Below are 25,178 nucleotides of genomic sequence, written 5' to 3'. Positions count from 1 at the left end.
ATGTCCGCGCGGGTTCCGCCCGTTCCCGGCCCCCTCGCCGTGTTACGTCACATTTCCCGGTCGTTGTTGACACGGACCGATATTCCGTACTCTCACTGCAAGGGCACCAGCCCATCCGACCTTCCGACCGTTCCAGGGGGAACACATGTCCGCACCCGAGACCTGGCGTTTCGAGACCAAGCAGATCCACTCGGGCGCCGCCCCCGACCCCGTCACCAAGGCCAGGGCGACCCCGATCTACCAGACCACGTCCTACGTGTTCGACAGCGCCGACCATGCCGCGAACCTCTTCGCGCTCGCCGAGTTCGGCAACATCTACACCCGCATCCAGAACCCGACCCAGGACGTTTTGGAGCAGCGCCTCGCCGCGCTCGAAGGGGGCACCGGCGCCCTCGTCCTCTCCAGCGGTCAGGCCGCCTCCACCTTCGCGATCCTCAACATCGCGCAGGCCGGCGACCACTTCGTCGCGTCGAGCTCGATCTACGGCGGCACCTACAACCTCTTCAAGTACACCCTCGCCAAGCTCGGCATCGAGGTCACCTTCGTCGAGAACCAGGACGACCCCGAGGAGTGGCGTCGCGCCGTCCGCCCGAACACGAAGCTCTTCTTCGCGGAGACGATCGGCAACCCGCAGATCAACGTGCTCGACATCCGCACGGTCGCCGACATCGCGCACGAGAACGGCGTCCCGCTGATCGTCGACAACACGATCGCGACCCCGTACCTCATCCGCCCGTTCGAGCACGGCGCCGACATCGTCGTCCACTCGATCACGAAGTTCCTCGGCGGCCACGGCACCACGATCGGCGGCGTCGTGATCGACGGCGGTTCGTTCGCGTGGTCGGAGAACGTCGAGAAGTTCCCCGGACTCACCGAGCCGGACCCGTCGTATCACGGCGCCAGCTACACGGCCGCGGTCGGCGACCCGCTCGCCTACATCATCAAGGCCCGGGTCCAGCTGCTCCGCGACCTCGGCTCGGCCATCGCCCCGCAGAGCGCGTGGAACCTCATCCAGGGTGTCGAGACGCTGTCGCTGCGCATCGAGCGCCACGTGCAGAACGCCCAGGAGATCGCCGAGTGGCTGGACAGCCGCGACGACGTGGCCGCGGTCAACTACTCCGGCCTGCCGTCCTCGCCCTGGTACGCCAAGGCGAACGAGTACGCCCCGAAGGGTGTCGGCGCCGTGCTGTCGTTCGAACTCAAGGGCGGTGTCGAGGCCGGACGCGAGTTCGTCAACAGCCTCTCCCTGTTCAGCCACCTCGCCAACATCGGCGACGTGCGCTCGCTCGTCATCCACCCGGCCTCCACGACGCACGCCCAGCTCACCCCGGAGCAGCAGCTCACCGCGGGCGTGACCCCCGGCCTCGTGCGCCTGTCCGTGGGACTCGAGAACATCGAGGACCTCAAGGCCGATCTCGACCAGGCGCTCGCCGCCGCCCGCGCCGTCTCCGAGGCCGCGCGCGCCTGAGCACCCTCTCCGCGTAGGCCCCGGACCGCACGGTCCGGGGCCTTCGTCGTCCCCGGTGTCGTAACCTGCGGGCCGGGACCGACCGGCCAGGCGAGAATGGAGACATGGACTGGCAGACGACCTCCGAGGACACGGTGCCGTCGGCACCGGTGACGGAGGCCGACGTCCGGCTGCTCCGTGCCCGGCCACCGGCCACCGGCGCCTGGCGCGACGGCGACCCCGTCGGCGGCCGCCGGTTCGCCGCGTTCGGCGCCTTCGACACGGAGAGCGGAGCCCGGCTCCCCGGCATCCGCCTCGCGTACGAGAGCTGGGGCGAGCTCAACGCCGCACGCGACAACGCCGTGCTCGTCCTGCACGCCCTCACCGGGGACAGCCACGTGCGTGGAGACGCCGGTGCCGGCCACCCGACCGCCGGCTGGTGGGAGGACGTCGTCGGCCCCGGTGCGCCCCTCGACACCGACGAGTGGTTCGTGATCGCGCCGAACATGCTCGGCGGCTGCCAGGGATCGACCGGCCCCGCGAGCATCGCCCCGGACGGCTACGAGTGGGCGTCGCGCTTCCCCTACCTCACCATCCGCGACCAGGTCGCCGCGCAGGTGCGCCTGGCCGACGCGCTCGGCATCGACAGCTGGGCGGCGGTGATCGGCGGCTCGATGGGTGGCATGCATGCGCTCGAGTGGGCCGTGGCGCAGCCGGACCGCGTGCAGCGCCTCGCCGTGCTCTCCTCGCCTCCGGTCACCACCGCCGACCAGATCGCGCTCAACACCGTGCAGCTCGAGACCATCCGCATGGACCCGCGCTTCCAGGGCGGCGAGTACTACGACCTCGCGGACGGCGACGGCCCGCACCGCGGCCTGGCCCTCGCCCGCCGCATGGCGCTGCTGAACTACCGCAGCCCGATCGAACTCAACCAGCGGTTCCAGCGCTCCTGGCAGTCGGACGTGTCGCCGCTCGGCCACGGCGGACGCTTCGCCGTCGAGTCCTACCTCGACTTCCACGGGAACAAGTTCACGCGCCGCTTCGACGCCAACAGCTACATCACCCTCGTCGAGGCCATGAACTCGCACGACGTCGGCCGGGGCCGCGGCGGCGTGGAGGAGGCCCTGAAGGCGGTGACCGCGACGACCCTCGTCCTCGGCATCGACAGCGACCGCCTCTTCCCCGTCGACGGTCAGCAGCGGATCGCCCGGAGCATCCGGAACGTGCTCGACGGCGAGGCGGTGGTGCTCACGAGCGACTTCGGCCACGACGGGTTCCTCATCGAGACCGAGGCCGTCGGCACGCACCTGCGGCGCGTGCTCGACGCCTGACCCGCGTCAGGCCGGGTCGAACCGCCACGGCAGGGTGTGGGCGTGGAGGGTCCCCTGCGCCCAGCCGAACGCCCGACCCCCGTCGCGCACCTCCGTCTGGAACAGCTCGACCGCCCCGCCGGAGGCCAGCGCGGCCTCGACGTCGGTGAAGGCGGAGAGCCGGTGCAGCGTGAGCCAGGTGGGCGGGAAGAGCCGCCACTCCCCTGCCGCGTGCCGCTCGAAGGCCGCGTCCGGTGACACCCAGGCGAGCTCGACGACCTCGTCGGCGGCAGGCGACGGCTCGACGTCCGGCGCGAGGGCGAGGAAGAACCAGGTGCGGATCCGCACGGGCGCCTCCGCGGGCGGGCGCCACTCCGACAGAGGCACCAGGTCGTCGACGACGAGTCCGACCTCCTCCGCGGTCTCCCGGGCGGCGGCCCGGCGCGCGTCCTCGACGTCCGCCGCGCCCGCCCGCCGATCCTCCGGCTCGACCTTCCCCCCGGGGAACACCCAGGCGTCCGCGAAGGAGCCCCGCGACGGACGGCGCAGCAGCAGCACCTCGAAGCCACCGGGACTCGGGCGCAGCAGCACGACGGTTCCGGCGAGCGGGAGGTCGTCGTCGGGAGCGGTCACCCCGTCACTCTACGACGCGAGGACCGGCGTCTGCGCGACCCGCCGTGCCTCCACGCGGTACGACACCAGGGCGATGAGGAGTCCGGCCACCGCGAGCACCGCCCCGGTCCACGCCGGTGCCGTGAAGCCCCAGCCGATCGCGATCACGATGCCGCCGAGGAAGGCGCCGAGGCTGTTGCCGATGTTCAGAGCGGAGTGGTTCATGGCCGCCGCGATGGATTGGTTGTCGCCGGCCACGTCCATCAACCGCGTCTGGATCGTCGGGCTGAGCACGGACGAGACGAACCCGACGAGGACGACCACGAGGCTCAGGCTCACGATCCAGAACGAGAGCACGGCGAGGAGGGCGAACACGACGGCCATCGCGGCGAGGCCCAGCAGCAGCGTCCGACGGAGGTCGATGTCGGCCAGATGACCGCCGACGAGGTTCCCGCCCGTCATGCCGAGCCCCATGAGCACGAGCACGATCGGCACGACCCAGTCCGGCGATCCGGCCACCTCCGTCACGAGCGGGGCGATGTAGCTGTAGACGGCGAAGAACCCGCCGAAGCCGATCGCCCCGACGCCGAGCGTGAACCAGACCTGACCGATGCGGAACACCCCGAGCTCCGCTCGCATCGTGCGTCCGGGGTTCCCCGGGTGCGCGGGCACGAACAGCGCGATGAAGACGGTGGCGAGCGCGAAGACGAGCGCGACGACCGCGAAGGCGGCCCGCCAGCCCCACTCCTGGCCGAGGAAGGTGCCCAGCGGCACGCCGACGACATTGGCGACCGTGAGACCGGTGAGGATGAACGCGACGCCCTTGGCACGGTTTCCCGGCCCCATCACGTCGGCGGCGACCAGCGCGCCGATGCCGAAGTAGGCGCCGTGCGGGAGTCCGGCGAGGAAGCGCGAGACCCCGACGAGCTCGAACGTCGGCAGCACCACGGTGAGGGCGTTGAAGACGGTCAGCGCGAGGGCGAGCACGATCATCACCCGATGCCGCGGATAGCGGGCGACGAAGCCGGCGATGGTCGGGGCGCCGATGACCACGCCGAGTGCGTACAGCGAGATCAGCCAGCCGGCCTGACTCAGTGCCTCCTCCTGGCTCGACGCCCAGACGGACGGGAGGAGGTCGGCGGCGATGTTCGGCAGCAGGCCCATGACCACGAACTCGGTCATGCCGATGCCGAAACTGCCTATGGCGAGGGAGAGGAGCGCCCACTTCGCCGCACCCCTCGAAGGTGTCGAGGGATTCACCGGTTCAGCTTACCGGTCGTCGGACTCCTCGATCGCCGCCTCCAGGCGCTCGACCTTGGCGTCGAGCTCTCCCGTGTACCCGGGGCGGATGTCCGCCTTGAGGACGAGCGACACCCGGGAGCCGAACGGCATCACCGCCTCGGTCGCGCGCTTGACCACGTCCATGACGGTGTCCCAGTCGGGCCCCTCGATCTCGGTGAACATGCTCGTCGTGCGGTGCGGGAGGCCCGACGCGCGGACGACGCGCACGGCCGCGGCGACCGCGTCGTGCACGGAGGCATCGGTGCGCTCGGCACCGTCGGCGGGCGTGCCGCTGGGGGCGACGGAGAAGGCGATCAGCATGGGTTCACTCCTGGGTTCGGGGACGACGGACGGCGGGGACCCGCGCGAGCGCGACGGCGCTCACGGCGGCGAGGACGACGAGCAGGACGTTGCGCATCGTGAGCAGCAGGACGGGGGCGGCTTCGGCACGCAGCAGCCCGTCATAGCTCAGCGGATACACGAGACAGGTGAGCAGGCACAGGGCGAGCACGAGGGCGGCGGCGGTGCGCGCCCGGCGGCGGTCGAGCACGAGCCACAGGATCACGGGGGCGAGCAGCCAGGTCTGGAACTGCGGCGAGCCGACCTTGTTCAGGGCGATGAGCACCGTCACCAGGAGCAGGGCCAGCGGCGGGAAGAGTCGCGCGAACGACGCCCCACGGACGGCCTTGACCCCGCCGACGCCGGTGACGACGGCGGCGGCGAGCACCAGGAGCGGGGTGAGGATCGTCGCGAGGGCCTCCGCGCCCGGCGCGACGATCTGGAAGGTGAGGATGTCGTAGCTGTACTCGATGCGGGCGGCCCCCGTCACGGCCATCCAGAGGAACGGCGTCGCGGCGACCGCCTCGATCTGGAGTCCCCGGCCCGTCTGCGCGGTGAGGACGCCGAGGATCTCGGTGTCGGCACCGAGCAGCAGGAGCACCACCACCACACCGGCGGTGACGACCGCGGCGGCCAGGAGCATCCGCAGCCGCGCCCTCCCGGCCACGACCGCCGCGAGGAGGAGCGCACCGGGCCAGATCTTGATCCAGGCGCCGATGGCCAGCAGCGCCGCGGCGATGGTCGGGCGGGTCGCCAGCCAGAGGCCGGCCACGACGGCGATCGGCACGGTGACGGCATCGATGCGGTACAGCGCGATGGGTCCGAGGAGCAGCAGCGCGGCGCACCAGAACCACGCGGCGGTGCGCCGCGACCGCACGTGTCCACGCCCGACGAGGACGGCGAAGGCGACGGCGTCGAGCACCGTGACCAGCAGCACCCACCCGATCAGGTAGGCGCCGGAGACGCCGAGCAGCGGGAGGAATGGGGCGGCGAGCACGGCCGCGAGTATCATCGGCAGGAGCGCGAGCTGCGGATACACCCAGGACTCCGTGACACCCACGATCTCCCCGCCGCTCCACGCGGCCGTCGCCCAGGGCTCGTAGACCAGCACGACGTCCCCCATGGGCTGGCTCGGGTAGACCCAGCCCATCCATGCGGTCAGGACGTGGACGAGGAGGAAGGCGATCCACAGCGCGAGCACGCTCCCCCGGGCCGTTGTCCTCACGACAGGAGGTCCGCGACTGCGCGGGGCAGCGCCTCCGCGACGTCGAGCGCCACGATCGGATGACCGCTCGCACCCCCGGTCGCCGCGGCGGCGAGGCGGGCGGCGTGCCCGTGCAGCCAGACGGCCGCCGCGGCGGACTCGACGAGCGGGCCGTCCGGATTCGCGGCGATCACGGCGGCGACGATCCCGGCCAGCACGTCCCCCGTCCCGGCCGTCGCGAGCCAGCCGGTCCCCGCCTCGACGGCGATGAGCGTGCCGTCAGGTGCGGCGAGGACGGTGCGCGCGCCCTTGCGCAGCACCACGCCGTCGATCGCGGCGGACACGTCGCGGACGTCGGCGAGGTCGTCCGAGGTCCCGTCGATGCCGACACGCTCGCGCAGCCGCGCGAACTCGCGGCCGTGCGGCGTGGCGACGAACGGGGCGCGGGCGGTCGGCGCCAGATCGAGCGCTCCGGCGTCGATGACCACGGGGACGTCGCCGTCGACGATCTCCCGGAGCGCCTGCGCCTCCGCGGCGCTCCGGTCGTCCGGATCGGTCCCGGAGCCGATCACCCAGGCGCCGATCCGCGTGCGTCCGGCATCCGGCCCGCCGACGGTCTCCGGGCGCCGGGCGAGCACCGCCGCCACCGCCGACGGCGCGCCGATGTAGCGGACGAATCCGGCACCGGTGCGCCAGGCGGCCTCGACGCCCAGCACCGCCGCGCCGGGGTAGGCGGCCGATCCGGTGCGGATGCCCACGACGCCCCGCGAGTACTTGTCGTCCTCGGCGGTCGGCGCGCGGAAGAACCGCGCCGCGTCGCTGCGGGTCCACTCGCGCACGTCGCTCATGACTCCACGTTAGCCCGACGGCCCTGTCCCGTCCGCGTCGGCGGTACCGTCGAACGGTGAGTCTTCTCTTCTCCCCGCTGACCATCCGGTCCACCACGTTCCGCAACCGCCTCTGGGTCTCCCCCATGTGCATGTACAGCGCCGTCGACGGCGTGGCGCAGGAGTGGCACCACACCCACCTCGCGCAGTTCGCCTCGGGCGGCGCCGGGCTCATCGTGGCCGAGGCCACGGCCGTCCTGCCGGAGGGGCGCATCTCCCCGCGCGACCTCGGGCTGTGGGACGACGCCCAGCGCGACGCCCTCGGCCCGATCGTCCGAGCGATCCACGACCGCGGGGCCGCCGCGGGCATCCAGCTCGCGCACGCGGGGCGGAAGGCCTCCACCTGGTGGCCCTGGGCCGACGAGCGCGGCTCGGTCCCCGCCGCCGCGGGCGGGTGGACGACCACCGCCCCGTCCGCGGTGGCCTACGAGGGGTTCGCCGCGCCGGTCGCGCTGGACGCGGAGGGCATCGACCGCGTGGTCGACGGGTTCGCCGCGGCGACCCGTCGGGCGCTCGAGGCGGGCTTCGACGTCATCGAGATCCACGGTGCCCACGGCTACCTCCTGCACCAGTTCCTGTCGCCGCTGTCGAACCTCCGCGAGGACGAGTACGGCGGCTCGCTGGAGAACCGGGCCCGGCTGCTGCTGCGCGTCGTGGACGCGGTGCGCGACGCGGCCGGCGAGGGCGTGCCGGTCTTCGTCCGGATCTCGGCGACGGATCACGCCGAGGGCGGGTTCACGCCCGAGGAGGCCGCGACGGTCGGCGGCTGGGCGACCGCGCGCGGCGCCGACCTCATCGACGTCTCCAGCGGCGGCCTCGTCGCGCACCAGCGCATCAGCGTCTCCCCCGGCTACCAGGTCCCGCTGGCCGAGACCGTCCGCCAGGGCGGGCGGATCCCGGTGTCGGCCGTGGGCCTCATCACCGCCGCCGCCCAGGCCGAGCAGGTGCTCGCCGACGGGGCGGCCGACGCGATCTTCGCCGGACGGGAGTGGCTGCGCGACCCGCACTTCGCGCTCCGGGCCGCGCACGAGCTGGGCGACGAGGTCGCCTGGCCGCCGCAGTACGAGCGGGCGCACTGGCGCTGACGCCCACGACGACGGCCGCCGGTCCCCGAGGGAGCCGGCGGCCTTCGCGTATCCGGATGTCAGTGGCCGCGGACGCGACGGGTCGCGTCCTGCACCTCGCCGACGAGCTCCTCGAGGATGTCCTCCAGGAACAGCACGGCCGTGGTCTCCCCGCGGGCGTCGCGGACCTTGGCGAGGTGGCGACCCGCCCGTCGCATGACGGCGAGCGCGTCCTCCAGATCGGTGTCTTCCTGCACGGGCACCATGTGGTGGATGCGCTTGCCGGGGATCGGCTCGAGCACCTTGGCCTCGGCATCCGGGCCCTCCGAGGCCCGCAGGATGTCCTTGAGGTGGACGTAGCCGATCGGGACGTCCTCGTCGTCGACGATCACGTAGCGCGAGAACCCGTAGCGGGCCACCGCCTTCTCGATGTCGTCGGGCGTGGTCGTCTGCGGCAGCGTGACGAGGTCGCTCAGCGGAACGGCCACGTCGCGCGCCTTCTTGTCGGTGAACTCGACCGCGGCCGTCACCGTGCCCGCGGTGTCCATGAGCACGCCCTCGCGGCGCGACTGGTTGACGATGGTCGCCACCTCGTCGAGCGTGAACGTCGACGCCGCCTCGTTCTTCGGCTCCACCCTGAAGAGGCGCAGCACGCCGTTCGCCGCCGCGTTCAGCAGCCAGATCACCGGCATGAACACCTTCGACACCCACACCAGCGGCGTCGCCAGCAGCAGCACGGCCCGGTCCGGAATCGAGAACGCGAGGTTCTTCGGCACCATCTCGCCGAACACGACGTGCAGGAACGACACGATGAGCAGCGCGATCGTGAACGACACGACGTCCACCGCGCCGTCCGACCAGCCCAGCGCGTGCAGCGGCACGGCGAGCAGGTGGTGGATGGCGGGCTCGGACACGTTCAGGATGAGCAGCGAGCAGATCGTGATGCCGAGCTGCGAGGTCGCGAGCATGAGCGTCGCGTGCTCCATTGCGTACAGCGCCGTCTTGGCCGGACGCGAGCCGCGCTCCGCCTTCGGCTCGATCTGGGAACGCCGCGCGGAGATCACCGCGAACTCGGCGCCGACGAAGAATCCGTTCGCCGCCAGCAGGACGACGAGCCAGGCGAGGCCTCCCCAATCGCTCACAGGGACACCCCCTCGATGACGACGGCATCCGGTCTCGGGACGTAGCGCACCCGATCCACGCGGCGGCCGTCCATGCGGACCACCTGCAGCGTGCCGCTCTCCAGGGGCACCTCGTCGCCGACGACCGGCACCCGCTCGAGGACGCTCATGACGTAGCCGCCGACCGTGTCGTACACATCGCCCTCCGGCACCTCGACGCCTGCGCGGCTGCGCAGCTCGTCCGGACGCAGCTCGCCGGGGAAGGTCACCCCGTCGCGGTTGCGGATGATGCCGGCCCTCGTCCGGTCGTGTTCGTCGGACACCTCGCCGACCAGCTCCTCCACGAGGTCCTCCAGCGTCACGATCCCCGCCGTCCCGCCGTACTCGTCCACGACGACCGCGAGCTGATATCCGCGACCGCGGAGGTCGGAGATCAGCGCGTCGACGTGGGCGGTCTCCGGCACGCGCAGCGGATCGGTCGCGAGAGCACCGACGGGCACCTCGGCCCGGCGCTCCCGCGGCACCGAGATGGCGGCCTTGAGATGCACGACGCCGGTGATGTCGTCGAGGTCCTCGTCGAAGACCGGGAAGCGGCTGTGGCCGGTGCGCCGCGCCAGCTGGATCACGTCGTCGACCGAGTCGCCGGCGGCGATCGCGTGCATGCTCGGGCGCGCCGTCATGACGTCGGCCGCGGTGAGCCGCGAGAACGTGAGCGTGCGGTCCAGCAGCGTCGCGGTGTCGGCCTCCAGCACTCCGGCGCTCGCCGACCGTCGCACGAGGGAGGAGAGCTCCTCCGCGCTACGGGCGCCGGAGAGCTCCTCCTTGGGCTCGATGCCCATGCTGCGCAGCACCCCGTTGGCGCTGCCGTTGAGCACGACCACCGCCGGCTTGAACACCGTCGTGAAGGCGATCTGGAACGGCACGACGAGCTTCGCCGTGGCCAGGGGCAGCGCCAGCGCGAAGTTCTTCGGGACGAGCTCGCCGAGGATCATCGAGAGCACCGTCGCGACGAACATCGCCACCACGGTCGCGATGGGAGCGACGGCGGCTTCCGGGATGCTCCAGGCGACGAGCGTGGGGCGCAGGAGGTTGGACAGCGCCGGTTCCATCGTGTATCCGGTCAGCAGCGTGGTCAGCGTGATGCCGAGCTGCGCGGAGGAGAGGTGCGTCGAGGTGTGCCGCAGGGCGCTGATCGTCAGGGAGAGGCGGGACTCGCCTCGCGCCTGCCGCGCTTCCAGATCCGCGCGGTCGAGGTTCACGAGGGCGAACTCGCTCGCGACGAAGAGGCCGGTGCCGACCGTGAGCAGAAGCCCCACGCCCAACATGATGTAGTCCATCAGATCTTCCTCTCCGGGGAGAGAACGGGACGGTGGGGCAATGTTCGGCAACTGGGAGGGTCGTCCATAGTGCGCTCGATTCTACAGAAGCGGACTGTGGTCGCGGCAGGTGATCACCAACTGACCGGCAGCGCCTTGCCCTCCTCGTAGCCCGCCGCCGACTGCAGTCCGACGAGAGCGCGGTCGTGGAACTCCGGCACGGTCGCGGCCCCGGCGTAGGTGAAGGACGACCGCACGCCCGACGTGATCATGTCGAGCAGGTCCTCGATTCCCGGGCGCAGCGGGTCGAGGTAGATCTTGGAGGAGGAGATGCCCTCGGCGAACAGCTCCTTGCGCGCGCGCTCGTAGGCATCGAGCCGACCGAACCGCGCCTGCACGGCCTTGGTCGAGGCCATCCCCCACGACTCCTTGAACAGGCGCCCGTCCGCGTCGCGCTGGAGCTCCCCCGGGGCCTCGATCGTCCCGGCGAACCAGGAGCCGACCATGACGGAGGCCGCACCGGCCGCGAGCGCGAGGGCGACGTCCCGCGGGTAGCGCACCCCGCCGTCGGCCCAGACATGCGCTCCGGCCTCGGCGGCGGCCTGCGCGGTCTCCAGCACCGCGGAGAACTGGGGACGACCGACCGCCGTCATCATCCGCGTCGTGCACATCGCCCCTGGTCCGACGCCGACCTTGAGGATCGAGGCACCCGCGTCGACGAGATCCCGCACGCCGTCCGCGGTGACGATGTTCCCCGCGACGATGGGGAGCCCGAGCCCTAGGGACGCGACCTCCTGCAGCGCCCGGAGCATGCCCTCCTGGTGGCCGTGCGCGGTGTCGACGACGAGCACGTCCACCCCGGCCGCCGCGAGCGCCTTCGCTTTCGCCCCGACGTCGCCGTTGATGCCGACCGCCGCGGCGACGGCGAGGCGCCCGTCGGCGTCCACGGCCGGCCGGTACAGCGTGGCGCGGAGGGCGCTGCGGGCGCTCAGCGTCCCGACGAGGTGGCCGTGGTGGACGACCGTGACGACCTCGACGTCCGCCTCGGTGATGACGTCGAAGGCGTGCCGTTCGGAGCCGATGTCGTCCGCGTCGATGGACGGCGTGCCCCGGTGCACGAGGTCGCCGAGCTGCGCGTCGGGCAGCGCGGTCGCGAGACGGGTGGCCGGGAGCACCCCGACGATGCGGTCGACGGGGATCGGCGCCGCGCCGGAGGCCACGACGATGCCGTGGCCGCGGGCGGCGGGGAGCAGGCGGAGGGCGTCGGCGACGGTCGCCTCCGGGGGCAGCACGAGCGGCGTGTCCCAGAGCACCGGCTGCCCCTTCACGTCGCGGATCGCGGCGTCGAGCTCCTGGAGCGGGAGGTCCTGCGGCAGCACGCCCAGCGCCCCTCGGCGCGCGAGCACGGCGGCGATCCGCGGCCCGGTCACCGAGTTCATGTTCGCGGCGACGAGCGGCAGCGTCGCCGGGGTGCCGTCGTGCGGAGCGAGATCGACCTGGAGGCGACTGGTGACGGCCGAGCGGCGCGGCACCAGGAAGACGTCCGAGTAGGTCAGATCGACGGTCGGCTGCGCACCTGAGAACTCCATGTCTCCACGGTACCCAGATCGGCGCGCCACGGGTCGTGCTGTTCGACGTCTCCTCGGTCGAAACAGGTTAGGCTTGGTGGTCGAGAGTGTGCGGGCCCGAGCGCATCCTGCGTCGTGCGTCCGCATCGGAGATCTTCAGCGATGAAAGAGGGCGATAGAGCGTGTCGAACCAGGTGACCGGCGTCGGTGGCGACGGGGGGTTCGGAGCCAATTCCTGGCTCGTCGAAGAGCTCTACGAGCAGTTCAAGGAGAACCGCGACTCGGTCGACAAGGAGTGGTGGCCCATTCTGGAGAAGTACCACTCCGAGACCACGGCCGCCGGAGGCGCTGCCGCTCCCGCCGCGACCGCGGCCCCGGCGCACCCCGTGACCGCTCCCATCCCCGTGATCGGAGCACAGCCCGTCGCCCGCACCACCGCGAAGCCGGCGGCGGCCGCGCCGATCCCCGCCCAGGCGCCGAAGCCGAAGCAGGAGTCCAAGGAGACGCAGCAGCCGTCCGAAGAGGACAAGGTCACCCCGCTGCGCGGTCTGCCGAAGACCCTCGCCGCGAACATGGACGAATCGCTCACCGTCCCCACCGCGACGAGCGTCCGCACGGTCCCGGCCAAGCTGATGATCGACAACCGCATCGTCATCAACAACCACATGGCCCGCACGCGCGGCGGCAAGGTCAGCTTCACCCACCTCATCGGCTGGGCGCTCATCCGCACCCTCGACGAGTTCCGCAGCCAGAACGTCTTCTACGCCGAGATCGACGGCAAGCCCTCCGTCGTGGCCCCGGCGCACGTCAACCTCGGCATCGCGATCGACCTGCCGAAGCCGGACGGCACCCGCGCCCTCATGGTCCCGAGCATCAAGCGTGCCGACACCATGACCTTCACCGAGTACCTCGCCGCCTATGAGGACCTCGTCACCCGCGCCCGCGCCAACAAGCTCACCGCCGCCGACTTCCAGGGCACCACGGTCTCGCTCACCAACCCGGGCGGCATCGGCACGGTGCACTCGGTCCCGCGTCTCATGAAGGGCCAGGGCTGCATCATCGGCGCCGGCGCCCTCGAGTACCCCGCCGAGTTCCAGGGCGCGAGCGACAAGACGCTCAACGAGCTCGCGATCGGCAAGACCATCACGCTCACGAGCACCTACGACCACCGCGTCATCCAGGGCGCCGGCTCCGGCGAGTTCCTGAAGAAGGTGCACGAGCTGCTCATCGGGCAGCGGGGCTTCTACGACGACATCTTCGCGGCGCTGCGCATCCCGTACGCGCCCATCCGCTGGAACCCCGACATCGCGGTCGACCTCGCCGAGCGCGTCGACAAGCAGTCGCGCGTGCAGGAGCTCATCAACTCCTTCCGCGTGCGCGGTCACCTCATGGCCGACATCGACCCGCTCGAGTACCGTCAGCGCTCGCACCCCGACCTGGAGATCGAGAGCCACGGCCTGACCTTCTGGGACCTCGACCGCGAGTTCGTCACGGGCGGGTTCGGCGGACGCCGCGTCGCCAAGCTCCGCGACATCCTCGGCGTGCTGCGCGACTCGTACTGCCGCACTCTCGGCATCGAGTACATGCACATCCAGGACCCGGAGCAGCGCCGCTGGTTCCAGGAGAAGGTCGAGGTCAAGTACCAGAAGCCCGGCCATGACGAGCAGCTGCGCGTGCTGCGCAAGCTCAACGAGGCCGAGGCCTTCGAGACCTTCCTGCAGACGAAGTTCGTCGGCCAGAAGCGCTTCTCGCTCGAGGGCGGCGAGTCGCTGATCCCGCTCCTCGACGAGATCCTCCAGGGCGCGGCCACGGCCGGGCTGGAGGGCGCCGCGATCGGCATGGCCCACCGCGGCCGCCTGAACGTGCTCACCAACATCGCCGGCAAGACGTACGGCCAGGTCTTCCGCGAGTTCGAGGGCACGCAGACCCCCGGCAACCAGCGCGGCTCGGGCGACGTGAAGTACCACCTGGGCACCGAGGGCACGTTCGTCGCCGACGACGGCTCCGCGCTGCCGGTGTACCTCGCCGCCAACCCCTCCCACCTGGAGACGGTCGACGGCGTGCTGGAGGGCATCGTCCGCGCCAAGCAGGACCGCAAGCCCATCGGCACCTTCGCCTGGCTGCCCATCCTCGTCCACGGCGACGCGGCCTTCGCCGGCCAGGGCGTCGTCGTCGAGACCCTGCAGATGTCCCAGCTGCGCGGCTACCGCACGGGCGGCACGATCCACGTGGTCGTCAACAACCAGGTCGGCTTCACCACGACGCCGAGCGACGCCCGCACCTCGGTCTACGCCACCGACGTCGCCAAGACGATCCAGGCTCCGGTCTTCCACGTGAACGGCGACGACCCCGAAGCGGTCATCCACGTCGCGCAGCTCGCGTTCGAGTACCGCGAGCGCTTCCACCGCGACGTCGTGATCGACCTCGTCTGCTACCGCCGACGCGGGCACAACGAGGGCGACGACCCCTCGATGACGCAGCCGCTGATGACCGACCTCATCCAGGCGAAGCGCTCCGTCCGCCGCCTGTACACGGAGTCCCTCGTCGGTCGCGGCGACATCACCGAGGAGGAGTACGACGAGGCCAAGGCCGACTTCCAGAACCGTCTGGAGATCGCCTTCGCCGAGACGCACGCCGCCGAGACCGGCGCGACCCCGATCGCCCCCGAGGAGGCCCCGCAGGTCGAGGACCAGGTCGGAGCCCCCGAGGTCACCGGTGTCCCCGCCGAGGTCATCCGCCTCATCGGCGACGCGTTCGTGAACAAGCCCGAGGGCTTCACGGTGCACCCGAAGATCCAGCAGCTGCTGGAGAAGCGCCTCGACATGAGCCGCAACGGGAACATCGACTGGGGCTTCGGCGAGCTGCTCGCCTTCGGCTCGCTTCTGGTCGAGGGCACCCCGGTGCGCCTCGCCGGCCAGGACTCGCGCCGCGGGACCTTCGTACAGCGGCACGCCGCGCTCCACGACCGTGCGAACGGCCAGGAGTGGCTGCCGCTGTCGAACCTGTCCGACGCGCAGGGCCGCTTCTTCGTCTACGACTCGCTGCTCAGCGAGTACGCCGCGCTCGGCTTCGAGTACGGCTACTCCGTGGAGGCGCCAGAGGCCCTGGTGCTGTGGGAGGCGCAGTTCGGCGACTTCGTCAACGGCGCCCAGTCGGTCATCGACGAGTACATCTCCGCCGCGGAGCAGAAGTGGGGTCAGCAGTCCAGCGTCACGCTCCTGCTCCCCCACGGCTACGAGGGCCAGGGACCGGACCACTCCTCCGCGCGCATCGAGCGGTTCCTGCAGCTGTGCGCGCAGGACAACATGATCGTGGCCCGTCCGTCGACCCCCGCGTCGCACTTCCACCTGCTGCGCCGGCAGGCCTACGCCCGCCCGCGCAAGCCGCTCATCGTGTTCACGCCGAAGGCCATGCTGCGCCTGCGCGGCGCGACGAGCCCGGTGGAGGCGTTCACCGGGGGCCGCTTCGAGCCGGTCCTCGACGACGACCGCGGTCTCGACCGTTCCGCCGTGAAGCGCGTGCTCGTGCACAGCGGCAAGGTGCACTGGGACCTCCGCGCCGAGCTGGAGAAGAACCCGAACCCGGAGATCGCCCTGGTGCGTCTGGAGCAGCTCTACCCGACGCCCATCGACGAGCTGAAGAAGATCACCGACTCGTACCCGAACGCCGAGCTCGTGTGGGTGCAGGAGGAGCCGGAGAACCAGGGCGCGTGGCCGTTCCTGGCTCTGGCCTTCGCGGACGTCCCCGGCGACCGCTCGTTCCGCCCGGTCTCGCGTCCGGCGTCGGCCTCGCCGGCGACGGGCTCGTCCAAGGTGCACGCGACCGAGCAGGCCGCGCTCATCCGCGCGGCGGTCACCCTGGGCTGACCGCCTCTCTGACGACGAAGGGCGCCCCGGCTCCGGCCGGGGCGCCCTTCTCGGTCCGCGGGTCAGTACCAGATGTCGAGGGACGGCGCCGGGAAGGCGACGAACGCACGGTCCAGTGCCTCCACCGCGTCGACCGGGCCCGAGATCCGGCCCGCTCCGTGCAGCGCGGCGACGCGGATGCTGCCGGCGTAGATCGACGAGAGCGCGGAGACGTCGAGGACGAGGTCCGCCTCGGCGCCCGGAGCATCCTCGATGTGCGCCCGCCCCTCCGCGTCGAAGTGCAGGCGCCAGGTGCCCGCGGCGAATCCCAGGGCGTCTTCGATGCGGAGCACGGTGTCCAGGGGCGCGGCGTAGGTCCGGGCCGTGAGCGCGGCGGGGACATCCAGGACGCGGAGCCAACCGTGGTCGTGCACCTCCTGTGTGACGCCGCGCGGGTCCGCGACCAGCCACGGCAGGGCGTCGTCGAGCGGTCGGAGATCGGCGGTCACCTCGTCGACGAGGTCGTGCTGCAGCGCGAACCGCCAGAGCGCAGCCGTCGCTTCCGCCGTCTCGCCGACGAGCAGGCGCACGTGCGCTGCGAACCGGAACGTGCCGCCGCGCTCGCTGAGGTGGAAGGCCATCACGCCGCGCACCTGACCGGACTCGTCGCGATAGCGGACGCCGCGCACCCGATCCCGGTCGGTGTCGGTGCTCGCGAGCCCGCTGATGCCCGCCCAGCGGGCCGCCCACCCCGGGACCTGACCGGACCGCGCGGTACGGGCGCGCTCGTGCGCCTCCGCCAGCGCCTCGGCGAGCTCCTCGCGCTCGAGGTACTCCACGCGGCCGGCCGGGACGGGGCCCGCCCAGCCGGCGCGGCGCACATCCACGGTGAACCGCGCCACGGGGACGGCGGAGCCGAAGCCGTACCGGCCGTAGATCGTCGCCTCGGACACCGTGAGGCCCGCGACGGGGAGGCCGGCATCGACGGCGGCGCGCAGCTCGCCCTCCAGCAGGGCGCGCGCGATGCCACGGCGGCGGTGCGTGCCGGCCACGGTGACCCCGCTGATCGCCCACATCCCGATCTCGCCGCCGGGGATCGTCAGCGGCGTCACCCAGGAGTCGATGGTCGCCACCGGGAAGCGGTCGGCCGGGGCGTCGGGCTCGTAGACGCCGATGTTGCGCCGGCTCCTCAGCGTGCCCACGCCCTCCTCACGAGCCGCCTCCGAGGGGTCGGCGCCGAGGAACCCGCGGGCCATCGCCCTCTGGAAGGCGGCGACGCGCGTGGAATCCGTCGTATCGAGGACCCGGTACTCGAGGCCCTCCCCCGCGAGGCGGTCGACGGACGTCTGGTCAGCGGGGATCCCGCGCGCATCGATGAGGGCCATGCACACAGCCTACGGGCGGTCTCCGACGCTCCGCGCCCCGGGGGCGCTCAGTGCTGCGCGGCCTGGACCTCGCGGAGCCGGGCGAACACCTGGTCGCGCAGCTCCTCCGGAGCGGTCTCCTTGCAGGCGCGGGCGATGACCTCGGTGAGGGTCGTCGCCACCAGAGCCTCGTCCCGGCACGCCGGGCAGTTCTCCAGGTGCTCGCGGATCTCGGCGTGCTCGGTCTTGCACACCTCGTTGCGGAGGTACTCCTCCAGATCCTGACGGGCCTTGTCGCAGCCGCAGTCGCTCATTTCTTGCTCCTCGGGTCAGCCGCGGCGATTCCCCGCTCCGCGGCGTAGTCGGCCAGCAGCTCCCGCAGCATCCGCCTGCCACGGTGCAGACGGCTCATCACGGTGCCGATGGGGGTCTTCATGATGTCGGCGATCTCCTGGTACGCGAAGCCCTCGACGTCGGCGAGGTACACCGCGAGCCGGAAGTCCTCCGGAACCGCCTGCAGGGCGTCCTTCACGACCGACGCCGGCATGCGGTCGATGGCTTCCGCCTCTGCCGACCGGCTGTGCGAAGCGGTGGTCGACTCCGCGCCGCCGAGCTGCCAGTCCTCGAGCTCGTCGATGGTGCCCTGGAAGGGCTCGCGCTGCCGCTTGCGGTAGATGTTGATGTACGTGTTGGTGAGGATGCGGTACAGCCACGCCTTGAGGTTCGTGCCCTGCGCGAAGGTCGACCACGAGCCGTAGGCCTTGACGAAGGTCTCCTGCACGAGATCGGCAGCGTCAGCGGGATTGCGCGTCATGCGCATCGCGGCGGCGTAGAGCTGGTCCATGAAGGGGAGCGCCTGCTCCTCGAACTCGCGCCGAGGGTCGCCGACGGTGGCTGCGGTTGCGGTGTCGTCCATCACCGGCCAGTCTAGGCGGCTGAGGTCGATCACCTCGCGTTCCAGCGTCGCAGGCATCCTCTTCCCTTCGCACGGGGGCCGCCTCTCACGAGGACGGCGTTGCGTTTACTAAGGTGAGAACCGATGAGCGCCAAAAGGTATTCCCCCACCCGTGTGCAGGGCGCCTACCCCGCGCCCACGATCGACGGCCCGGTGCACGCCGAGCTCACGATCCCCGGCTCCAAGTCCCTCACGAACCGCGAGCTCCTCATCGCGGCAATCGCGGACGGCCCCGGCCGCCTGATCGCGCCGCTGCACTCCGACGACTCGCAGCGCATGGTGGAGGCCCTCCGCGCGCTCGGCGTCGGCATCGAGGAGGTCGACGCCGGTCATGAGTTCGGTCCCGACCTCGTGATCACGCCCGGCAAGCTCCGCGGCGGCACGACGATCGACTGCGGCCAGGCCGGGACCGTCATGCGCTTCATCGCACCGCTGGCCGGCCTCGCGGAACAGGACGTCCAACTCACCGCGCACGAGACGGCTCTGCACCGGCCCATGGGCGGGCTCATCAGCGCCCTGCGCGACCTCGGCGTCGACATCGACGACGAGGGCACCTGGGCCCTCCCGTTCACCATCCGCGGCCACGGCCACATCCGCGGCGGTCGCGTGGAGATCGACGCGTCGGCCTCCAGCCAGTTCGTGTCCGGGCTGCTGCTCGCGGCCCCACGCTTCGACGTCGGCCTGCACCTCGTGCACACGGGCGAGCGGCTGCCGAGCCTGCCGCACATCGACATGACCATCGAGGCCCTGAGCCGCCGCGGCATCCGCATCGAGCGCCCCGCGGTGGGCGAATGGCTGGTGGAGGCCGGAGTCCCCCGCGCCAAGGAGATCCCGATCGAGCCGGATCTCTCCAACGCCGCCCCGTTCCTGGCGGCGGCCCTCGTCGCCGGAGGCTCCGTCGCGATCACCGGCTGGCCGGCGCACTCGACCCAGCCCGGAGCGATGCTCCCCGAGATCCTGCAGGCAGCGGGTGCACACGTCAGCCGTCACGGCGGCGTGCTCACCGTGCGGGCCGGTTCCGGAATCCGCGGACTGGATCTCGATCTCTCCGCCGCCAGCGAGCTGACGCCGACCCTCGTCGGTCTCGCGGCCTTCGCCGACGGCCCCACGACCATCCGCGGCATCGGCCACATCCGTCTTCACGAGACCGACCGGATCGCGGCGCTCGTCGGGAACCTGCGCGCGCTCGGCGGAACCGCCGAGGAGCTCCCCGACGGCATCCGCATCGTTCCCGGTCCACTCCGGGGCGGCACCTGGGCCGCGCACCACGACCACCGGATGGCGACGACCGGCGCGCTGATCGGCCTCCGCGTCCCCGACGTGGTCATCGACGACATCGGCACCACCGCCAAGACCCTCCCGGAGTTCACCATGCTCTGGGAGCGGATGCTGCGAGGCTGACGGGTGAGCTGGCTGAACGACGCCGACGACCTCGAGGACGACTTCGAGGACTACGACGAGAGCAGCATCCGCACGCGTCCGAACCCGAAGGCCAACCGGCCGCGCACCAAACGCCGTCCCGCGCACGAGGACGCGCAGATCGGCCGGGTCCTCGGCGTCGACCGTGGCCGGTACTCCGTGCTCCTCGACGAGGACACCCCGCAGGAGCGCACGATCACCGCAGCGCGCGCGCGGGAGCTGCGGCGCACGCCCATCGTGACGGGCGACCAGGCCCGTGTCGTGGGCGACACCTCGGGCGACGAGGGCACGCTCGGCCGGATCGTGGGCATCGTCGAGCGCACCTCGCTCCTCCGCCGCAGCGCCGACGACACCGACGAGGTCGAGCGGGTGATCGTCGCGAACGCCGACCAGATGCTCGTCGTCGTCGCGGCGGCCGACCCCGAGCCCCGCGCCCGGCTCGTCGACCGCTACCTCGTCGCCGCACTGGACGCCGGCATCCGTCCCCTCCTGGTCGTGACGAAGACCGATCTCGCCGACCCCGCGCCGTTCCTCGCGCACTTCGAGGGCCTCGATCTCCGGGTCTTCACGAGCGCACAGGACGAGATGCCGCTCGACGAGATCGGCGCCGCACTCATCGGCCACTCGACGGTGTTCGTCGGACACTCCGGTGTCGGCAAGTCGACGCTGGTGAACGCCCTGGTGCCGACCGCGGGCCGCGCCACCGGACACGTGAACCAGGTCACCGGCCGCGGGCGACACACCTCCTCCTCCACCGTCTCGCTACGCTACGAGAGCGCCGACGGCTCCGGCTGGGTCATCGACACCCCCGGCGTCCGCTCCTTCGGCCTCGGGCACGTCGACCCCGCGAACATCCTCGCCGCCTTCACCGAGCTCGCCGTCATCGCCGAGGACTGCCCGCGCGGCTGCACCCACCTCCCCGACGCGCCGGACTGCGCCCTCATCGAGGCGGCGGAGCGCGGCGAGCTGAGCGAGACGGGGCGCGCCCGGCTGGACTCCCTGCAGCGCCTCCTGCAGACCTTCGCCGACAAGGCGGAGCAGCCCCCCGGACGATAGGCTGGACGGGTGACCGAACGCCTGGAAACCGGAACCGCCGCCCCCGACTTCTCCCTGCTCGACCAGGACGGGAACACCATCCGCCTGGCCGACCTCCGCGGCACGAAGACGGTGCTGTACTTCTACCCGGCTGCCATGACGCCGGGGTGCACGACGGAGGCCTGCGACTTCCGCGACAGCATCTCGTCGCTGCAGGGCGCCGGGTATCAGGTCGTCGGCGTCTCGCGGGACGAGCCGGCGAAGCTCGCCGCCTTCCGCGACCGCGACGGCCTCACGTTCCCGCTGCTCAGCGACCCCGACCACGCGGTGCACGAGGCGTACGGCGCCTGGGGCGAGAAGATGAACTACGGCAAGCTCGTCGAAGGTGTGATCCGCTCGACGTTCGTCCTCGACGAGGAGGGCATCATCACGAGCGCGCAGTACAACGTGAAGGCCACGGGCCACGTCGCGCGGCTGCGCAAGCAGCTCGGCATCGACGCCTGACGGGTCGGGTCCCGCTCACTCCGCTTCGCGGCGTGAGCCCTCCCGGCGTGCGCTCGCGATGAGGAGTGCGAAGCCCGCGACGGCCGGGATGCCGAGTCCGAGCACGAAGGCCCACGGGATGGGCGGCAGCGTGAGGGCTCCGAGCGCCAGGGCGATCGCGAGGACCTGGAACACCACGCCCCCGGATCGCGCCCAGGAGCGTCCCGCGCGGGTGCCGAACGCGAAGGCCGCGAGTGCGGCGGCGCCGATCAGCGTCAGGACGATGAGAGCGATGGCCGTCGGCAGCGACGCGGCGTCCCCCGCCCCGAGTCCGGCCATCTCGATCGCGGCGAACACGAGCAGGGCGATGGCTTCCACCGCCAGCACGGCGGCGGCGGCGCGGGCGATTCCCGGTGCGCGCACGGGTGTCCTCCCGGGGATCGAATGACGAGAAAACCCTTGATTTCAGGGTATTCATGTAACAGAATAGAGAAAGTCATGTGCTCCCACAGCGGCGTGGGGCGAACGTTCGCGTTCGCATCACAATCAGCGGGCATCCGCCCGTATCTCAACATGGTAGCGGAACCCGAACCGTCACCCGAATCGAGAGGTCGCATCGCGACATCTCATGAAATCCACACCGAGGAGCCCCCATGGACTGGCGTGACAAGGCCGCCTGCCTGACCGTCGACCCCGAACTGTTCTTCCCCGTCGGGAACACCGGCCCGGCCGTCGACCAGATCGAGAAGGCCAAGACGGTCTGCGCGACCTGCACGGTCACCGAGATCTGCCTGCAGTACGCCCTGGAGACCAGCCAGGACTCCGGCGTCTGGGGCGGCCTCTCCGAGGACGAGCGTCGCGCTCTCAAGCGTCGCGCGGCCCGCGCCCGCCGCGCCTCCTGAGATTCACGGAAGCGGCCTGAGACCCGGTCTCAGGCCGCTTCTGCGTGCACGGGCGGGCTCAGCGCTCCAGCCAGCGCAGCGGGATGTCGATGACCACCTCGGTGCCCTCGCCCTCGCTCCCCTGCCAGTCGATGGTGCCGCCGAGCTCGCCCTGGATGAGGGTGCGGATGATCTGCGTCCCCAGACCCTGCCCCACCCGACCCTCGGGAAGCCCGTGACCGGTGTCGCGCACCGTCACCCGGAGGTTGTCCTCCGTGCGCTTCGCATCGATCGTGACGACGCCCTCCTGTCCGGCGAGACCGTGCTCGACGGCGTTCGTCACGACCTCCGTCAGCGCCAGCGCCAGCGGGGTGGCGTACTCGCTGGGGAGCACACCGAAACGCCCCGTGGACTGCGTGCGCGCTCGGGTGTTCGGCGCCGAGGCGACCTCGGCGACGAGCTTGAGGACCCGGTGGAAGACCTCGTCGAAGTCGACCTTCTGCGTGAGGCCCTGCGCGAGCGTGTCATGCACGACCGCGATGGCGTCCACGCGGCGCATGGCCTGGGTGAGGGCGTCGCGCGCCTCGTCGGAGTGCGTGCGCCGCGCCTGGATCCGCAGCAGCGAGGCGACCGTCTGCAGATTGTTCTTCACCCGGTGGTGAATCTCGCGGATCGTCGCGTCCTTGGTGATGAGCTCCTGCTCCTGGTGACGCAGCTCCGAGACGTCGCGGCAGAGCACGATGGCGCCGATGCGCGTGCCGTGGTCCTTCAAGGGGATGGCACGGAGCGAGACGGTCACGCCCCGCGCCTCGATGTCCGTGCGCCAGGGCGCCCGTCCGGTCACGACCACGGGCAGGGACTCGTCGACCTGACGGGACGGCGGCACGAGCCGGGTGGTCACCTCCGCCAGGGACTCCCCCTCCAGCTCGTCGTCGAATCCCATCCGGTTGAACGCGGAGAGCGCGTTCGGGCTCGCGAACGTGGTGATGCCGTCGACGTCGATGCGGATCAGGCCGTCCGACGCACGGGGCGCCCCGCGTCGAGGCGACGTCGGCGCGGCCGGGTCGGGGAAGCTCCCGTCGGCGATCATCCGGAACAGGTCGTTGGCGCACTCGTCGAAGGTGATCTGCTGACGGGAAGGGGTGCGGACCTCTCCGAGATTCGTGTGCCGCGTCACCACGCCGATCACGCGGGGAGCCTTGTCCTCTCCGCGGCGCTCGATCACGATCGGCACGGCGCGCACCCGCGTCGGCGTCTCCTCGAACCAGTCCGGCGAGGACGAGTCCACGATCTCCGCGGACTCGAAGGCGCCCTGCACCTGCGTCCGCCACTGCGGCCGCACGCGCTCGCCGACGATGTCGCGGTAGAACAGCGTCGCCGCGCCACTGGGCCGCGCGTGCGCGACGGCGATGAACGAGCCGTCCTCGGTCTGGATCCACAGGACGATGTCGGCGGAGGCGAGGTCGGCGAGGAGCTGTCCGTCACCGGCGAGCCGATGCAGCCACTCCACGTCGTCGTCGGTCAGAAGGCCCTGGGCCTGGGCGAGATCACTGAGGGTTGACACCTCCCCAGCCTAGAGTCCCGCACCTCAGAGGATGGCGAGCGACGTCGCGCGCCACCGGTGGTCGAGCCCTTCCAGCCGGAGGGCCACCGCGCGCGTGCGCCCCGGCCCCGCCACCACGACGACCGCCTCGACGATGCCGTCGCGCGGATGGGTCACCCGCACGGTGCGGATGACGAAGGTCGGCCGGGCCGGCGGCACCCCGCGTGCGCTGCGGGCGCGAGCGGCGAGGTTCGCACGGGTGACGAGGCTGCGGTACGCCTCCTCGCTGAACCACCGCGCCAGCTGATCCACCTCGCGGATCCCGGCGAGCGCCTCGAGCGCGCCCCGTGTGAGGCTCCGGACCAGGAGCGCGGGGTCGGGAAGCTGATCGGCGGGGGTGGGCTGTGGTCCGAAGAACTCGGCCAGCATCATCGGGTTCTCCCCTCGAAGGCGTCGGCGAGACGTCAGTAGACCACGGCGTGGACCGCCGGCGGGGACGACGGCGAAGGTCTGTGGACAACCCGTACGCGACGGTGCCGATGTGGATAACTCGGGTGCGGCGGCGCGCGGCCGTACGCTCGGTCGGATGCACTGGGAATCCCTCTTCGACGACCTGGAAGGGCAGCTCGCCGCGGAATGGGAGGCGGAACGCGCCGCTCGCGACGCCGAGTCCGAGCGCCTCCGCATCGCCCGACTCGATCTCCGCTCGCGTCTGCGGCACCTGTGCGCGGCGCAGGCCGAGGCGATCCTCCACCTCGCCGACGGCGCCAGGGTGCCCGTGGGGCTGCGGTCGCTGGGGGTGGACTGGGTGGCCGCGCTCCCCCGGGTGCCGCAGGGCGCACGGCTGCAGAGCGCCGTCCTGCTCGTCCCGATGGCGGCGGTGCGCGGGCTCACGGTCGACCACGGGGCGATGCTGGCGAGCCTCGCCGCGGAGAGCCCCGGCGCGTCGACGCTGCGCGAGCGGATGACGTTGGGCTTCGTGCTCCGCGACCTCGCCCGGCGTCGCCTCCCCGTGCAGCTCCGGCTGCTGGTCGGGGACGACCTGCACGGCACCATCGACCGTGCCGCCGTCGATCACCTGGATCTCGCCGAGCACGACAGCGGCGCTGCCCGCCGCGCGGATGCGGTGCACGGCTTCCGGATGGTGCCGTACGCCGCGCTCTCCGCGGTGCGCGTCCTCGGCACCGCGTCGATCTGAACGCTCACGCGAAGGGCGTGACCGAACGACCCCAGAGCTCCGGGAAGCTGGCCGCCTGGGACTGCCGCCACAGCGCCATGCGCCGCGCCTCCTCCGTCTGCGCGGCGAGGTACTCCTCGATGCTCGGCTCCTCGATGCGCCACCGGGCGGGTGCCCCGAGCGGGGCGCCGCGCAGATGCCCGGCGTGCACGAGGGCGATCACCTCGTCGACGTCGATGCTCAGCAGCTCGGCGACCTGGGCGGGCGCGAGGAAACGGGGGGTCTGCGGGTGCGGGGGTGTCATGCCCTCATTCTGGGCGGCCGTCC

At 71.7% G+C, this 25,178-nt stretch carries 24 protein-coding genes; 9 read left to right on the top strand and 15 right to left on the bottom strand.

Going from position 1 to position 25,178, the window contains the following annotated elements:
- Nucleotides 1-145: 145 nt before the first annotated feature.
- Both IZR02_RS06155 and metX read left to right on the top strand, forming a co-directional pair.
- Nucleotides 146-1,468 carry a bifunctional o-acetylhomoserine/o-acetylserine sulfhydrylase gene (locus IZR02_RS06155; protein WP_025103077.1) on the top strand — a complete coding sequence of 441 codons (1,323 nt, stop codon included), beginning with the start codon at nucleotides 146-148 and terminating at the stop codon, nucleotides 1,466-1,468.
- 104 nt (nucleotides 1,469-1,572) lie between these two features.
- The gene (metX, locus tag IZR02_RS06150) at nucleotides 1,573-2,778 is read left to right on the top strand and encodes a homoserine O-acetyltransferase MetX (RefSeq protein WP_025103076.1); all 1,206 of its coding nucleotides are present in this window, start codon (nucleotides 1,573-1,575) and stop codon (nucleotides 2,776-2,778) included.
- Between the two features lie 6 nt (nucleotides 2,779-2,784).
- On the opposite strand, the gene IZR02_RS06145 is transcribed toward metX, so the two are convergent.
- From IZR02_RS06145 to IZR02_RS06125, 5 genes are read right to left on the bottom strand one after another with little or no spacing between them, the layout of a single operon-like run.
- Nucleotides 2,785-3,390 carry an NUDIX domain-containing protein gene (locus IZR02_RS06145; RefSeq protein ID WP_025103075.1) on the bottom strand — a complete coding sequence of 202 codons (606 nt, stop codon included), beginning with the start codon at nucleotides 3,388-3,390 and terminating at the stop codon, nucleotides 2,785-2,787.
- Between the two features lie 9 nt (nucleotides 3,391-3,399).
- Nucleotides 3,400-4,629 carry an MFS transporter gene (locus tag IZR02_RS06140; RefSeq protein ID WP_025103074.1) on the bottom strand — a complete coding sequence of 410 codons (1,230 nt, stop codon included), beginning with the start codon at nucleotides 4,627-4,629 and terminating at the stop codon, nucleotides 3,400-3,402.
- 9 nt (nucleotides 4,630-4,638) lie between these two features.
- Nucleotides 4,639-4,971, bottom strand: a complete 333-nt coding sequence (locus IZR02_RS06135) for a thiamine-binding protein (RefSeq protein WP_025103073.1) — start codon at nucleotides 4,969-4,971, stop codon at nucleotides 4,639-4,641.
- Nucleotides 4,972-4,975: 4 nt separating this feature from the next.
- On the bottom strand, nucleotides 4,976-6,214 hold the full coding sequence (locus IZR02_RS06130; RefSeq protein WP_036292375.1) for a hypothetical protein: 1,239 nt from the start codon (nucleotides 6,212-6,214) through the stop codon (nucleotides 4,976-4,978).
- A complete protein-coding gene (locus tag IZR02_RS06125) occupies nucleotides 6,211-7,041 on the bottom strand; it encodes an NAD(P)H-hydrate dehydratase (protein WP_025103071.1) in 831 nt (276 codons plus the stop codon). The genes IZR02_RS06130 and IZR02_RS06125 overlap by 4 nt, the downstream gene beginning before the upstream one ends.
- A 56-nt stretch (nucleotides 7,042-7,097) precedes the next feature.
- On the opposite strand from IZR02_RS06125, the gene IZR02_RS06120 reads away from it, so the two are divergent.
- On the top strand, nucleotides 7,098-8,165 hold the full coding sequence (locus tag IZR02_RS06120) for an NADH:flavin oxidoreductase/NADH oxidase (RefSeq protein ID WP_025103070.1): 1,068 nt from the start codon (nucleotides 7,098-7,100) through the stop codon (nucleotides 8,163-8,165).
- 59 nt (nucleotides 8,166-8,224) lie between these two features.
- On the opposite strand, the gene IZR02_RS06115 is transcribed toward IZR02_RS06120, so the two are convergent.
- The 3 genes from IZR02_RS06115 to IZR02_RS06105 all read right to left on the bottom strand — a co-directional run bounded on the left by IZR02_RS06115 (nucleotide 8,225) and on the right by IZR02_RS06105 (nucleotide 12,170).
- A complete protein-coding gene (locus tag IZR02_RS06115; RefSeq protein WP_217316580.1) occupies nucleotides 8,225-9,286 on the bottom strand; it encodes a hemolysin family protein in 1,062 nt (353 codons plus the stop codon).
- Entirely contained in the window at nucleotides 9,283-10,602 is a 1,320-nt protein-coding gene (locus IZR02_RS06110; protein WP_025103068.1) for a hemolysin family protein, read from the bottom strand. The genes IZR02_RS06115 and IZR02_RS06110 overlap by 4 nt, the downstream gene beginning before the upstream one ends.
- A 113-nt stretch (nucleotides 10,603-10,715) precedes the next feature.
- Complete coding sequence (locus IZR02_RS06105) at nucleotides 10,716-12,170, bottom strand: GuaB1 family IMP dehydrogenase-related protein (RefSeq protein ID WP_025103067.1); 1,455 nt, start codon at nucleotides 12,168-12,170, stop codon at nucleotides 10,716-10,718.
- A 161-nt stretch (nucleotides 12,171-12,331) separates the two neighbouring features.
- Here IZR02_RS06105 and IZR02_RS06100 point away from each other — a divergent pair, with 161 nt between their 5' ends.
- Nucleotides 12,332-16,015 carry a multifunctional oxoglutarate decarboxylase/oxoglutarate dehydrogenase thiamine pyrophosphate-binding subunit/dihydrolipoyllysine-residue succinyltransferase subunit gene (locus IZR02_RS06100; RefSeq protein ID WP_025103066.1) on the top strand — a complete coding sequence of 1,228 codons (3,684 nt, stop codon included), beginning with the start codon at nucleotides 12,332-12,334 and terminating at the stop codon, nucleotides 16,013-16,015.
- Between the two features lie 62 nt (nucleotides 16,016-16,077).
- On the opposite strand, the gene IZR02_RS06095 is transcribed toward IZR02_RS06100, so the two are convergent.
- From IZR02_RS06095 to IZR02_RS06085, 3 genes are read right to left on the bottom strand one after another with little or no spacing between them, the layout of a single operon-like run.
- Nucleotides 16,078-17,379: a GNAT family N-acetyltransferase gene (locus tag IZR02_RS06095; protein ID WP_025103065.1), complete on the bottom strand. Its 1,302-nt coding sequence runs from the start codon at nucleotides 17,377-17,379 to the stop codon at nucleotides 16,078-16,080.
- Between the two features lie 47 nt (nucleotides 17,380-17,426).
- On the bottom strand, nucleotides 17,427-17,672 hold the full coding sequence (locus IZR02_RS06090; RefSeq protein WP_025103064.1) for a zf-HC2 domain-containing protein: 246 nt from the start codon (nucleotides 17,670-17,672) through the stop codon (nucleotides 17,427-17,429).
- Nucleotides 17,669-18,274, bottom strand: coding sequence for a sigma-70 family RNA polymerase sigma factor (locus IZR02_RS06085; protein WP_200839056.1), 606 nt, complete (start codon nucleotides 18,272-18,274; stop codon nucleotides 17,669-17,671). Before IZR02_RS06085 ends, IZR02_RS06090 begins: the two co-directional genes overlap by 4 nt.
- A 123-nt stretch (nucleotides 18,275-18,397) precedes the next feature.
- Between IZR02_RS06085 and aroA the strand changes: the two genes are divergently transcribed.
- From aroA to bcp, 3 genes are read left to right on the top strand one after another with little or no spacing between them, the layout of a single operon-like run.
- The gene (gene aroA / locus IZR02_RS06080) at nucleotides 18,398-19,714 is read left to right on the top strand and encodes a 3-phosphoshikimate 1-carboxyvinyltransferase (RefSeq protein WP_025103062.1); all 1,317 of its coding nucleotides are present in this window, start codon (nucleotides 18,398-18,400) and stop codon (nucleotides 19,712-19,714) included.
- Nucleotides 19,715-19,717: 3 nt separating this feature from the next.
- Nucleotides 19,718-20,788, top strand: a complete 1,071-nt coding sequence (gene rsgA / locus IZR02_RS06075) for a ribosome small subunit-dependent GTPase A (RefSeq protein WP_025103061.1) — start codon at nucleotides 19,718-19,720, stop codon at nucleotides 20,786-20,788.
- 9 nt (nucleotides 20,789-20,797) lie between these two features.
- Complete coding sequence (gene bcp / locus IZR02_RS06070; protein WP_025103060.1) at nucleotides 20,798-21,271, top strand: thioredoxin-dependent thiol peroxidase; 474 nt, start codon at nucleotides 20,798-20,800, stop codon at nucleotides 21,269-21,271.
- A gap of 15 nt (nucleotides 21,272-21,286) precedes the next feature.
- On the opposite strand, the gene IZR02_RS06065 is transcribed toward bcp, so the two are convergent.
- Nucleotides 21,287-21,673, bottom strand: a complete 387-nt coding sequence (locus IZR02_RS06065; RefSeq protein ID WP_025103059.1) for a hypothetical protein — start codon at nucleotides 21,671-21,673, stop codon at nucleotides 21,287-21,289.
- A 230-nt stretch (nucleotides 21,674-21,903) separates the two neighbouring features.
- Here IZR02_RS06065 and IZR02_RS06060 point away from each other — a divergent pair, with 230 nt between their 5' ends.
- Nucleotides 21,904-22,152 (top strand): WhiB family transcriptional regulator, encoded by a 249-nt coding sequence (locus IZR02_RS06060; RefSeq protein ID WP_017203224.1) that lies wholly within the window; start codon nucleotides 21,904-21,906, stop codon nucleotides 22,150-22,152.
- 58 nt (nucleotides 22,153-22,210) lie between these two features.
- On the opposite strand, the gene IZR02_RS06055 is transcribed toward IZR02_RS06060, so the two are convergent.
- Together IZR02_RS06055 and IZR02_RS06050 are read right to left on the bottom strand one after the other, a co-directional pair.
- Nucleotides 22,211-23,695, bottom strand: a complete 1,485-nt coding sequence (locus IZR02_RS06055) for a sensor histidine kinase (RefSeq protein ID WP_025103058.1) — start codon at nucleotides 23,693-23,695, stop codon at nucleotides 22,211-22,213.
- Nucleotides 23,696-23,719: 24 nt separating this feature from the next.
- Nucleotides 23,720-24,106, bottom strand: coding sequence for an Rv3235 family protein (locus IZR02_RS06050; RefSeq protein WP_062766506.1), 387 nt, complete (start codon nucleotides 24,104-24,106; stop codon nucleotides 23,720-23,722).
- A gap of 154 nt (nucleotides 24,107-24,260) precedes the next feature.
- Between IZR02_RS06050 and IZR02_RS06045 the strand changes: the two genes are divergently transcribed.
- Entirely contained in the window at nucleotides 24,261-24,872 is a 612-nt protein-coding gene (locus IZR02_RS06045) for a hypothetical protein (protein ID WP_025103056.1), read from the top strand.
- A gap of 4 nt (nucleotides 24,873-24,876) precedes the next feature.
- On the opposite strand, the gene IZR02_RS06040 is transcribed toward IZR02_RS06045, so the two are convergent.
- Nucleotides 24,877-25,155: a helix-turn-helix domain-containing protein gene (locus IZR02_RS06040; RefSeq protein WP_025103055.1), complete on the bottom strand. Its 279-nt coding sequence runs from the start codon at nucleotides 25,153-25,155 to the stop codon at nucleotides 24,877-24,879.
- Nucleotides 25,156-25,178 lie beyond the last annotated feature (23 nt).

The organism is Microbacterium paraoxydans, assembly GCF_019056515.1.
Classification (GTDB): domain Bacteria; phylum Actinomycetota; class Actinomycetes; order Actinomycetales; family Microbacteriaceae; genus Microbacterium.
Note: the sequence above shows the minus strand (reverse complement) of the source record. Positions and strands in the feature narration are given on the sequence as shown.